The sequence below is a fragment of the Terribium retamae genome (assembly GCF_022347545.1).
Lineage (GTDB): Bacteria > Pseudomonadota > Alphaproteobacteria > Rhizobiales > Rhizobiaceae > Mesorhizobium > Mesorhizobium retamae.
Map to the genome: position 1 here is coordinate 1 of NZ_JAKREW010000079.1, position 11,430 is coordinate 11,430.

Sequence of the window (11,430 nt, forward strand, 5' to 3'; positions counted from 1 at the left end):
CCGCGGTTGCAGCGAAGCCGGCAACCAAGGCCGCAAAGGCGCCGGCAGCCAAACCGGCAGCATCGAAGCCGGCCGCAGCATCCCAACCGGCAAAAGCGGCCGCAGCCAAGACGGCAAAGGCGACGTCGGCCAAGCCGGACGACCTGCGCCGCCTGATCGGCATCGGGCCCGTCAATCAGCGCCGCCTGAAGGAACACGGCATCACCACCTTCGCCCAGATCGCGGGCTGGACCGCGGACGACATCAAGCGGGTGGAGGAATATCTCCAGTTCGACGGACGCATCGAACGCGAGCGCTGGGTCGAGCAGGCAAAGCTCCTGGCAGCCGGCAACGAGAAGGAATTCGCGCGTCGGTTCCCCACCGCTTCCGGTTCCGACAACACTTGATCAGAAGTCCTGGATGTCGGGACATCCAGGACACCTCAATCGGCGGCGCGGGCTTGCCTGCGCCGCGTCTCGACATCAGGCGCCAAGGCTCTTCGCCAGGAAGGTGCGGGTCCGGCCCTTCGGAAAATCCGGCAGCGTTCCGAAGGGTTGATAGCCCTGGCGCTGATAGACCTTCAGGGCCGTCGGATTGAACGTGTCGATATAGGCGCCATGACAGCCGCGCGCCGCGGCCTCCTCTTCCGCAGCCTGCAGCATCTTCGCCGCAACGTTCCGGCCGCGCAGGCTCTCGTCCACCCACAGCCATTGCACGTAGAGCCAGCCCCAGGCGGTATAGCCCGAGATGCCGGCCGCCACCTTGCCCTGGTCGCGGACCAGCACCGCCAATGTACGCCGTTCCGCCGGTCCGACATCCTGGACATTGAACGCCGAGAGGCTGTCGCCGACCAGAGCGAGCGCCAAGGGATCCGGTGTGTCGGTGACTTCGAACTTCATGCGGCGCTCCACCTGCCGGTGCGAAAGCGGGTGTAGCGGCCTTTGCTGCCGCCTTCAACGGCGCCGACCTCGCGGGACCGGAGCAACCCGTTTCATGGAATACGGAAAGGCTCGCCTTTCTTGTAAAACCGATGCACATTTCTGCAAAAAATTGCCCTAGTCCACATGTGCTAGTCGCAGTTGGGCGGCAATCTGATACCGCTGGAGGGTCGATTCAACAAGCTTCGCCAAACCGGCAGACGTATCAAGGCCCCATGGATTCTGCGCGCTCCTCGCCAAAGAGAATCGTTGTCGCGGACGGACAACCAATCTTCAGGGAAGCGATGCTGCGGATCGTGCGACGCAGCTTTCCCAAAGCATTGCTTTACGTCGCCAGTGACCTGGAAAGCCTGATGGCGCGACGCGAAGTCGACCCCGAACTGATCGTGCTGGATTTTCTGTGCCCGGACTACGATCCGGTCTTTTCGGCACGCTGGCTGCGCGGTGAATTTCCGCATTGCACGATCATCTTCGTCTCGTCCCTGGACGACCGCAGGATGATCGCCAATGTCGTCGCCAACGGCGCCGATGGGCATATTGGCAAATCGGGCACGCCTGGGGAGATCGCCGAGGCATTGCGGTCGATCGTTGCGGGTGCACCGGTCGCGCTGCGGGCAGAGCCTCTGCCCCGCAACCGGGGCGAATTGACGCCGCGCCAACGCGAGATACTCGACCTGATGGCCGAGGGCCGGTCGAACAAGGAAATCGGCCGAGCGCTCAACATTTCGCCTTTCACCGTCCGAATCCATGTTTCGGCCGTGCTGCGGTTCCTGGAAGTGGAGACGCGGGCCGCTGCCGTGGCGAAGGCGATCAGCATCGGCCTCTATCCGCGATTCTGACCGGTGCCGAAGCCTGCATGACGATCAGAGCGTTTCGCTCTTCACGGAAACGCAGCGCTGGCCCGACATCAGGCTGCCGCACATTCTCACGGAAAGGCTATCAGATCGGAACACAGGGAGCCCAGGTCACGCAAATCAAAGTCGAGGCGAAACCCGGCTCGAGACAAGACGTTGAATTCACAGAAAGGCCGCTCCGGTGTAGGGATGGCGATCGCCCGCCTGTCGAGGCGCACAGAGGTGGGGCAATGGTCATGCGCGATCGCGCAAATATCTCCGGTTCGAAGCTGTCGGCCCTTGCGGGCGGGAAGGAACGCTACGACACCGAACGCGCTCAGGCCGTGGTGCGGATGATCCTTACACCGACCTTCGGTTTGTATATTACAACAGTCGCCATTCTCAATGGATTCGAGTCTGCCGGCCTGAATGCCGTCGCGGTCTTCTTCGTCTCCTACATGCCGGTTTCGTTTCTTCTCTACTGGTGGATCATCAGGAAACCGGGCGCCTATGTGAGACGCCGCGCCCTCTCCATGAGCGGAGACTACGCCGCCATCACATTTGGAATGTCGATCGGGGGCGCGGCCTTGCTGCCGGTGTATTCGGCGCTGCTTTGGGTAACTGTCGGCAACGGGCTTCGTTTCGGCGCGCGCTATCTCGTCGTCTCCACGGGGCTGGCGCTGCTTTCGATCGCCGCGACCACCTACTTCAACGCCTTCTGGTGGGACAATCCCTATGTGACGCTGACCCTGGTCATGACCACCATCCTGGTGCCGGCCTATATCTATGCGCTGCTGCAAAAGGTCTATGAAGCCTACGACGCCGCGCATGAGGCCAACCTCGCCAAGTCGCGCTTCCTGGCGCAGGCCAGCCACGACCTGCGCCAGCCGATCCATGCCATCAGCCTGTTCACCGCCTGCCTGCGCGACACCGGCCTCGACCGCGAGCAGAAGCAGATGGTCGAAAACATCGACCGCTCGCTGCATTCGGTGTCGGGCCTGTTTCGCTCGCTGCTCGACATCTCCACCCTCGACAGCGGCAAGGTCACCCCGCATTTCGAAGTCGTCGCCGTCCAGGACATCATCGACGAGGTGCTGGCGCAGAATGCCAGCCGGGCTGAATGGTCGAACACCACCTTCAGGCTGGTGCGCACTAGGCTTCATGTGCGCACCGATGCCGCCCTGCTCACCACCATCGTGCAGAACATCGTCTCCAATGCGCTGAAATATGCACCAGGCAGCGAGGTGCTGATCGGCTGCCGCCGCCATCGCTATGGGCTGTCGATCGAAATCCACGATCGCGGCGAAGGCATCGCCGCAGAGCACCTGCCCAGGCTGTTCGACGAGTTCTACCAGGTGCGCGAACGCGGCGACAAGGATGTCGAAGGCGTCGGGCTCGGCCTTGCCATCGTCAAGCGTCTTGCCAATCTGATGTCGCTGCGGGTGTCGATCCGCTCGGTCAAGGGGCAAGGCAGCAGCGTGCGCATCGCCGGCCTGCCGGTGGTGTCGGCGCCGGAGCAGACCAGGAAGATCGCACCGGAACGGTTTGCCTCGCCGCTGGAAGGGTTGCGGGTGCTGCTGGTGGAGGATGACGAGGACGTGCTTTTGGCGACGGCGTCGCTGCTGGAGAAATGGGGCTGCATCGTGCAGGTCGGGACGGGCACGGAATTGTCCGCCTCACCATGCGACCTCGTCGTCACCGACTTCGATCTCGGCAGCGGCGTCGTCGGTGCGGACTTCATCCGGGCGGTGCGAAGCCTGGCAGGCCGTGACATTCCAGCCATCGTCATGACCGGCCATGACGAGAACCGGGTGCGCGAGGAACTCGGGCATGACGACATCCCGATCCTGTCCAAACCGGTCCGTCCTTCCGAACTGCGCTCGACCATGATCGCGCTGTCGCTCGGACGGGCACGTAGGGCGTCGGCACGGAGCGCAATTTCCGTCGGTGGGAAGAACGGCTTCACGTTCTAGCGGTTTCCAGCCTGCGAGCCTCCGCGGTCTGGCTCAGGATCCAGTCCCGGAAGACCTTGATTCGGGCGCTGTTGCGGCGGCTTTCGAGATAGACCAGCCAGTATCCGTCGCCGTCCGAACCCATCGCCTCGAAAGGCTGGATGAGCTGGCCCTTGGCGACGAGGGTACCGTAGAGATTGCGGGTGAGGATCGCGGCGCCCTGGTCGGTCATCGCGGCCATCGCATCATAAACCTGTGAGCCGAGATCGGGCCCATGGATGGCTCGGCTCGGATCATAGGTCGCGCCGGCCGCTTCGAACCAGATCTTCCACCATGGATCATCGGCGCAGCACAGCGGCACCTTGTAGAGATCCTCGGGCGTGCGGATGCCGCCGACGCTTTCCGCAAGCCGCGGGCTGATCATCGGGCAGTAATCCGCCTTGAACAGATAATGCGCGGCCAGTCCGGGCCAGCTGCCGCTGCCGGTGCGAATGCCGACATCGGTCGCTTCGCGGGTGAAATCGACGAGACGGGGCGATGTCTCGACCTTCACGGCAAGCTCTGGATGCATCAGCTGGAATGTTCCAAGACGAACGGCAAGCCAGTTCGACGCGAAGGTCTGCATCGTCGAGACCGAGAGCACGCCGCCGGCCCCGCCCTTCGCCGCCAGCCAGGCGTCGGCCAGCGTCGCAAAGGCCGACGATGCTTCTGGCGCCAATCGCGCGCCCGCCTCGGTCAGTTCTATCTGCCTGGTTTTGCGAATGAAAAGTGGCGTTCCGGCGCGCTCTTCCAGAAGCTTGATCTGATGGCTGGCAGCAGACTGGGTCATGCCGAGCTCGTCGGCCGCCTTGGTGAAACTTCCAAGCCTGGCCGCGGCTTCGAACACGCGGACGGCTCCAAGAGGGGGCAGTTTCCAGCTCATGATGCATTACTCCTCCTCATGCATGCTACTCGACGTTCGATTGGAAATGAAGCGCGGATGGGCGCAAGATCATCTCATCGGATCACAGAAAGGAACTTGCCATGACCACGCTCTCGCACCTTTCCAATCGCCGGCATCTCGCCCGCCTGCTGCTCGCCCCGTTCAAGCCACGGCCTCAGGACCTGCTCGCCCGCAGCGATCTGCCGGACTATCTCAAGCGCGATATCGGCCTGCTCGACGGCGATAGCGTCGTCTAGACCGCGAGGGGATCGCCATGGCCATCACCCCGGAAGCGCTGAAGCAGAGCCGGCAGGTCATCGACATGTATGAGGCCTATGCCGACCGCTATGACGAGATCGTCGGCAATGAGCCGATCGAACGCGTCAAGGCAGCGCTGAAGCGCCTGGCGGCCGAAGTCGGCACCGGCGGCCAGGTCCTGGAGATCGGTTCCGGCGCGGGACGCGAGGCGGACCTGCTGGAAGATCTCGGCCTGCATGTGCGGCGCACCGATGCGACGCAGCGCTTTCTGGAAATCCAGGCAGCGCGCGGCAAGAAGGGCGAACTGCTCGACGTCGTTTCCGACCCGCTAGGCGGCCCCTATGATGCGGTGGTCGCGCTTTGCGTCCTGTTCTATGTCTGCCGCGAGGAGATCGCTGCGGTCCTGAACAAGATCGCCCATTCGCTGCGGGCCGGCGGCGCCTTCCTGGTTTCCATGCGCCATGGCGACGGCGAAAAGAACGGCGACTACCAGACCGTGCTCTGGCGCCGCGACGACTTTGCACAATTGCTCGAACAGGCCGGCATGGCCATCGTCTGGGACGAATTCGCCATCAACAGCGGCAATGGCGACGAATGGATCACTTTCCTCGCCATAAAGGGCTCATGACCTGCCGGTTGGCAGGCCTTCGAACGGCTGCACCGTTTCGTCCAGTTGCACCCAGTCATGCTTCGATTTCTCGAACACCGACAGGGCAGGCGGCGCGAAAGCGGGATCGGCGAATGCACCGACTGCCACGCCGACTGTTTCCGGAGATGCCTCCGCTTTCCAGTAAAGGGTCGAACCGCAGGTCGGGCAGAAATACATGCGCACCTTGCGGCCGCTTTCGGCGGTGCGGACGAATTCCCTGGGCTCTCCCGAAACTTCGACACAGTCGAGCGCGTAGAACGCATTGGCGCTGAACGGCGCTCCGGTCCTGCGCTGGCAGGCGAAGCAATGGCACAGCGCCGTCAATTGCGGCGGCTCGAGAAGCGTCACTCTGAGGCCGCCGCAAGCGCATTGGGCGCTGGAGCGCTGCGCGCCCTTCCGGGCGGGCACGGATGATTTTGTTGGACACATAGAAACTCCTCCCGCTTGCGCGGCGACAAATGCGTTGGATTGTTTGCTGGGAAAGGCCGAACCGCGTTGCGGCTGGCGATGCGAAGACCTGACGCGATGTCAGGCCCGCGATCCGGTGAAGGTAGGCCGTGCAGCCGTCGAAGTCCAGGCCGCGACGCGTGGCACGGAATCTACATGTCTCTTGTGTGTCCGAATGCACGCTCTGTGTCAGCGCAGGGATTGGAGACACCGCCGACGCCTTCGACCAGCGCGCACTGCCATTGGCGTTGCGCATCTGCGCCTACATCGCCGACAATTTCCGCGACGACATCAGCATCGCCGACATCGCCGCCGCGTTCGCCATCCATCCGAAATACGCGATGAGCGTGTTCCGGCTGAGCTACGCGCAGGCGATGCTGATGCGTGAGGATGCCAATGTCCTGCACATCGCCATGGAAAGCGGTTTCGGTTCACTGAGCGCCTTCAACAAATCCTTCCACCGGCTGGCCGGCATGACGCCATCCAGCTTCCGGCGCGCGGGATCGACGGCATGACGATGATCGCAGGCGGATGACCCGCAGGTCGACAAGTGACGAAGGCTGCCGTGCAGCCTTCGTTGGCCCGTCACATGTTGAACATGCGCTTCAATGACTGCGCGAAGGTCTCGTCGTCCTGTTCGCGGCGCATGTCGATGAACATCTTCGCGTCGTTGCCGCTCGGATAACGGAGGCGGTCAGCGTCATCCGTGGCTGCCTCGAAGATCGTCTCCGCGACGTCCGCTGTCTCCGCCGAGGGCAGAGTGGCAAAGGCCTCCACCGTGCCCTTCACCAGCGCAGCATATTCGGGCATGGATTCGTCGGAGCTGAAGACCAGCGAGCGAGTGCCGAAATCTGACTTGGTCATGCCCGGCTCGACGAGCTTCACGCGCACGCCGATCGCGCCGAGCTCGTAGGTGAGCGCTTCGGTAAGCCCTTCCACCGCGAACTTGCTGCCGTGATAGAGCGAGCCCAGCGGGAAGGCGACGCGGCCGCCCATCGAGCTGATGTTGACGATCGTGCCGCGGCCGCGGCTGCGCATATGCGGAACCACCGCCCTGGTGACCGCCAGCAGGCCAACGACATTGGTGTCGAACTGCCTGCGGATGGTTTCGAGCGACGTCGCCTCGAGCGGACCGTAGGCACCGAAACCTGCATTGTTGACGAGCACATCGATCGAGCCGAACGCGCCCATACCCTCGGCTACGGCATCGCGAATGCTCGCCTCATCCGTCACATCAAGGCGCAGGACGCGGACATTGTCGAGCCGGTTGAGCTCGCTTTCGCTTTCCGGCGTCCGCATGGTGGCGATAACGTTCCAGCCACGGGCATGGAAGAATTTGGCGGTTTCCCGGCCGATCCCGGTCGACGCGCCTGTTATGAGAACTGTCTGTGACATGCTCTGCTCCTTCGCCCACCGGCATACGGCAGGCTCTGACTTGCAACCCAGGGATTGGGCTTGCGATGAGGTGGCATGTAGCAATTCCGATTATGAAGATAATCTGCCGGCAACGACAAGGGTCTTGAACTTGAGGTTCATAGTTCTAAGCTGCCGCAAACGACCCATGACGTTTGGACTGGCTCAATCCGATGAATCGCGACCTGTTCGACGGACTGCCGCACTTCCTGGCTGTCGCGCGTCACGGCGGGTTCACCGCCGCCGCCGAAGCGCTCGACATCAGCCCGACCGCGATGAGCAAGGCGATCCGGACGCTTGAGACACGCTACCAGACCAAGCTTTTCCAGCGCACGACGCGGCATGTGCGGCTGACCGATGCCGGCGCGGAACTGTTCCAGCGCCTTGACCGCGCGGCCAACGAGATCAGCGATGCGCTGGCCACGCTGAGCACGGCCCAGTCCGTGCCGGCAGGCACGCTGCGCCTCACCATCCCCCGAAGCGCCATGCGCTATCCGGTCCTACCGATCATCGAGCGTTATCAGGAGCTGTATCCGAGGGTGGTGCTCGACATATCGCTGAACGACGCGCTCGTCGACCTTGTCGCCGATGGCTACGACGCCGGCATCCGCCTCGGCGAGGCGATCGACAAGGATATGATCGCGGTACGGCTGACGCCGGGAAACAGATGGGCCATCGCCGCGAGCCCCGACTATCTCGCCCGTTCGGGTACGCCGAAACGGCTCGAGGACCTGGCGCAGCACAAGGCCATACTGTTCCGGTTCCAGGCCTCGCGGACGCTTCACATCTGGGAGTTCGAGCGCCGCGGACGAACGATCCGCGTGAAGATGCCCCAGCATCTGATCGTGGACGACCGGCTGGCCCTCGTCCGCCTTGTGAAGGCCGGGATCGGGCTTGGCTATGTTCAGGAGCCGGAGGTCCAGGAAGAGGTCGAACGCGGCGAACTGCGACTGCTGTTCGCCGACCAGATCGGCAAGGATGACGGCATCTTCCTCTATTTCCCGACGGCGATGCAGAGCCAGCCGAAGCTGCGCGCCTTCATCGATGTCGCCAGGACGGTACACAGCCGATAGCGATCGTCGCGGCGCCCGCGCTAGTGTTGTAAGCTCAGATCGGCCCGTTCGACTGCCGCCGATAGAAGGCAACAAACTCGGCCTTGGGCAGCGGTCGGGAGAACAGCCAGCCTTGGGCATAGTGCACGCCGCGCTGCGCCAGATAGTCGGCCTGCTCCTGCCGCTCGACACCTTCCGCCACAACGGACAGGCCGAGCGATTTCGCGATGTCGATGATGTGCGGCGTGATGGTGCTGGTGGCGGAATCGATGCCGATCGTGTCGACGAAGGACTTGTCTATCTTCAGCGCGTCGAGCGGCAGATCCTGGAGGTATTGCAGGCTCGAATAGCCGGTGCCGAAGTCGTCGATGGCGACGGCGTGTCCGCTCTGCCTCGCTTTTTCGAGGGTGACGCGAGCCAGCTTCGCATCGATGAAGCCACGTTCCGTTGCTTCCAGCCACAGCTGGTCGGGGCGAACACCGGCAGCTTCCAGCAGCGTTGCCATGAACGGCAGGAAGCGGCCGGATTGAATGTCCTGCGCCGACAGGTTGACGGCGATGTGCGCCGAGCGGTCGGCGGCGAGAAGGTCCTTGAGTTCCGCGACCACGATCTCGATAACCTGATGCGTGATCGGTTCGATGAGGCCGTTTTCCTCGGCCAGAGGGATGAAGATGTCGGGCCGGACGGTTTCGCCATTGGGCCGCCGCCAGCGCACCAATGCTTCCGCGCCGACACAGGCGCCAGTCTGCAGGTCGATGATCGGTTGATAGTGGACAATGAATTCACGCCGGCGAATGGCCGTCGCCAGTTCGCCGAGCAGCGACAGCCGGCGGCGCGACAGCCACACCACGAGGCCAACCATCAAAAGCGATGTGGCGACGCCCACCGCCAGGAACATCGGCAGATCGTCGCCCAGGTCTCGGAAGACATCTGGCTTGGGCGAAACGGCGATCACCGTCCAGTCCCGATCGCGCGCGATGTCGTAGAGGGTGCGTTCGCTGGGCGCGGGTTTTGCGCCCCCTGCCAGCTTTTGCAGCAGGGACAGGTCCGGATCATGCCGCGCGCCGACGACCGTCCGGCCTCCGGCCAGGACAGCCAGTTTCACCTCCTTGTCCACAGGAACGTCGGTGAAGCGCCCCGGGCTGGTCAGCGCCACATAGGCTCCGGAATGGAAGCCCGTCAAAGGCGTGCCGCCGCTGATGAGGGGGCGCAGGCTCGCGGTCACGCCTATATCGCTGCTGAGCGTGACATCGATGGCAGAGCGAGGCACGGGGATCGTCGGCCGCCCCCACGAACCGCACTGCAGCATGCCGTTGGCGAAATAGCCGATGTCCTCGACCGAACGCGTATTGACGACGATCGCACGCAATGCGGCGATATGGGTGGGCGAACAGGTCGGGTCCGTCAGCCGCCTCGCCGCTTCAAGCGCATTGGCGGCATCGCCGAATGTCGCCTGGGTCCGCGCAAGCGCATAGCCGGCGATATCCGCCAGTTGCGTCTGCCTGCGGGCCTCGACGACCGCCCACGCCATGTAGAAGGCCGCGAGGATCGGCAGGACGCCCGCCAGGATGCCGAGCAGGCTGGCTATGGTGATGATGCGGGATCGGCCCAAAGGCATCTCTCATCTGTTCAAAGACGGCTTTGTACAACACGATCCTTGAACGAAAGATGTGCGCTGGCAAACGCGGTGATTGCCGCACATTGCATCCTGTGGCATCGCCACCGCGCATTGTGCTCGCGCGAGTCTCTTGGTAGTTTTGACCAAAAGATAAAAAGCCAGTCAGGGGAACCAAGCAACATGTCGACTTTCAACTCCTTTTCACCGTCCCGCCGCACAGTCCTGAAGGGCGTCGGGGCAGGCGCCGCACTTGCCATGACCGGCGGCTTCGCCGGCCGTGCCTTCGCCGCCGACCCCATCAAGGTCGCTGCGGTCTACACCGTGCCGGTCGAGCAGCAATGGGTAAGCCGCATCCACAAGGCGGCCAATGCAGCCAAGGAACGCGGCGACATCGAATATGTGTTCTCGGAAAACACCGCTAACACCGACTATGAGCGCGTGCTGCGCGAATATTGCGAGGCCGGCCACAAGTTGATCCTGGGAGAAGTGTTCGGCGTCGAGGACGCGGCACGCACCGTCGCCGCCGACTATCCGGACGTCGCCTTCCTCGCCGGTTCCAGCTTCAAGCCAGATGCGGAGAAGGCCCCGAATTTCGCGACCTTCGACAACTACATCCAGGACGCTTCATACCTGACCGGACTGATCGCCGGCGCGATGACCAAGTCGAAGAACATCGGCATGGTCGGCGGCTATCCGATCCCGGAAGTGAACCGGCTGATGAACGCCTTCATCGCTGGCGTGAAGGAAAGCGCGCCCGACACCAAATTCCAGGTCGCCTTCATCGGCTCCTGGTTCGATCCGCCCAAGGCCAAGGAAACCGCCTTCGCGCAGATCGATGCCGGTGCCGACCTGCTCTATGCCGAACGCTTCGGCGTGTCGGACGCGGCCAAGGAGCGCAAGGTGCTGGCGGTCGGCAATGTCATCGACACGCAGAAGGACTATCCCGACACGGTGGTCGCCTCGGCGCTGTGGCATTTCGAGCCGACCCTCGACCACGCCATCGCGCAGGTGAAGGCCGGCGCCTTCAAGGCCGAGGACTACGGCGTCTATTCCTTCATGAAGAACGGCGGCTGCTCGCTGGCGCCGCTCGGCTCCTTCGACGGCAAGGTGCCGGCCGAAGTGATGGCCAAGGTCGCCGAGAAGGAGAAGGCGATCAAGGACGGCACCCTGACGATCGAGATCGACGACAAGGAGCCGAAGTCGAGCTGATAGGGGTCCGCTTCATGCAGCATCGACTTGGTGCGTCCTTCGAGGCTCGCCTGGCCAAGGTGGGAGCTTACCTTTCAGCGATCTGCGGGCTCGCACCTCAGGATTGTTTGAGCGGGTTGGTGTAGATTGGCGGCCGAAGCTACCGGCCGTGCATAGCCGG

General features: G+C 63.2%; 11 protein-coding genes and 2 pseudogenes. 8 read left to right on the forward strand and 5 right to left on the reverse strand.

Going from position 1 to position 11,430, the window contains the following annotated elements:
• Nucleotides 1-386: pseudogene (locus L4923_RS29695) on the forward strand (proton-conducting membrane transporter); the annotation flags it as partial.
• Nucleotides 387-461: 75 nt separating this feature from the next.
• Here the strand turns inward: L4923_RS29695 and L4923_RS29700 are convergent.
• Nucleotides 462-878, reverse strand: coding sequence for a GNAT family N-acetyltransferase (locus L4923_RS29700; protein ID WP_239370709.1), 417 nt, complete (start codon nt 876-878; stop codon nt 462-464).
• 254 nt (nt 879-1,132) lie between these two features.
• On the opposite strand from L4923_RS29700, the gene L4923_RS29705 reads away from it, so the two are divergent.
• Together L4923_RS29705 and L4923_RS29710 are read left to right on the forward strand one after the other, a co-directional pair.
• Nucleotides 1,133-1,756, forward strand: a complete 624-nt coding sequence (locus L4923_RS29705; protein ID WP_275448652.1) for a LuxR C-terminal-related transcriptional regulator — start codon at nt 1,133-1,135, stop codon at nt 1,754-1,756.
• A 251-nt stretch (nt 1,757-2,007) separates the two neighbouring features.
• Complete coding sequence (locus tag L4923_RS29710) at nt 2,008-3,723, forward strand: ATP-binding response regulator (RefSeq protein WP_239370711.1); 1,716 nt, start codon at nt 2,008-2,010, stop codon at nt 3,721-3,723.
• Here the strand turns inward: L4923_RS29710 and L4923_RS29715 are convergent.
• A complete protein-coding gene (locus L4923_RS29715) occupies nt 3,713-4,624 on the reverse strand; it encodes a LysR substrate-binding domain-containing protein (RefSeq protein WP_239370712.1) in 912 nt (303 codons plus the stop codon). The genes L4923_RS29710 and L4923_RS29715 overlap by 11 nt on opposite strands.
• Before the next feature lie 101 nt (nt 4,625-4,725).
• On the opposite strand from L4923_RS29715, the gene L4923_RS29720 reads away from it, so the two are divergent.
• Both L4923_RS29720 and L4923_RS29725 read left to right on the forward strand, forming a co-directional pair.
• Nucleotides 4,726-4,881, forward strand: coding sequence for a hypothetical protein (locus L4923_RS29720; protein ID WP_239370713.1), 156 nt, complete (start codon nt 4,726-4,728; stop codon nt 4,879-4,881).
• Nucleotides 4,882-4,898: 17 nt separating this feature from the next.
• Nucleotides 4,899-5,510 (forward strand): class I SAM-dependent DNA methyltransferase, encoded by a 612-nt coding sequence (locus L4923_RS29725; protein WP_239370714.1) that lies wholly within the window; start codon nt 4,899-4,901, stop codon nt 5,508-5,510.
• On the opposite strand, the gene L4923_RS29730 is transcribed toward L4923_RS29725, so the two are convergent.
• Nucleotides 5,505-5,960 carry a GFA family protein gene (locus tag L4923_RS29730; protein ID WP_239370715.1) on the reverse strand — a complete coding sequence of 152 codons (456 nt, stop codon included), beginning with the start codon at nt 5,958-5,960 and terminating at the stop codon, nt 5,505-5,507. The two genes, L4923_RS29725 and L4923_RS29730, sit on opposite strands and share 6 nt — an antisense overlap.
• 224 nt (nt 5,961-6,184) lie before the next feature.
• Between L4923_RS29730 and L4923_RS29735 the strand changes: the two are divergent.
• Nucleotides 6,185-6,493 (forward strand): annotated as a pseudogene (locus L4923_RS29735) (helix-turn-helix domain-containing protein); the annotation flags it as partial.
• Nucleotides 6,494-6,563: 70 nt separating this feature from the next.
• On the opposite strand, the gene L4923_RS29740 reads toward L4923_RS29735, so the two are convergent.
• The gene (locus tag L4923_RS29740; RefSeq protein WP_239370716.1) at nt 6,564-7,373 is read right to left on the reverse strand and encodes an SDR family oxidoreductase; all 810 of its coding nucleotides are present in this window, start codon (nt 7,371-7,373) and stop codon (nt 6,564-6,566) included.
• Between the two features lie 191 nt (nt 7,374-7,564).
• Here L4923_RS29740 and L4923_RS29745 point away from each other — a divergent pair, with 191 nt between their 5' ends.
• Nucleotides 7,565-8,464, forward strand: a complete 900-nt coding sequence (locus L4923_RS29745) for a LysR family transcriptional regulator (protein WP_239370717.1) — start codon at nt 7,565-7,567, stop codon at nt 8,462-8,464.
• 34 nt (nt 8,465-8,498) lie between these two features.
• Here the strand turns inward: L4923_RS29745 and L4923_RS29750 are convergent, their stop codons facing one another.
• Nucleotides 8,499-10,061: an EAL domain-containing protein gene (locus tag L4923_RS29750; protein WP_239370718.1), complete on the reverse strand. Its 1,563-nt coding sequence runs from the start codon at nt 10,059-10,061 to the stop codon at nt 8,499-8,501.
• Between the two features lie 180 nt (nt 10,062-10,241).
• On the opposite strand from L4923_RS29750, the gene L4923_RS29755 reads away from it, so the two are divergent.
• Nucleotides 10,242-11,270: a BMP family protein gene (locus tag L4923_RS29755; protein ID WP_239370719.1), complete on the forward strand. Its 1,029-nt coding sequence runs from the start codon at nt 10,242-10,244 to the stop codon at nt 11,268-11,270.
• The last annotated feature ends 160 nt before the right edge of the window (nt 11,271-11,430 follow it).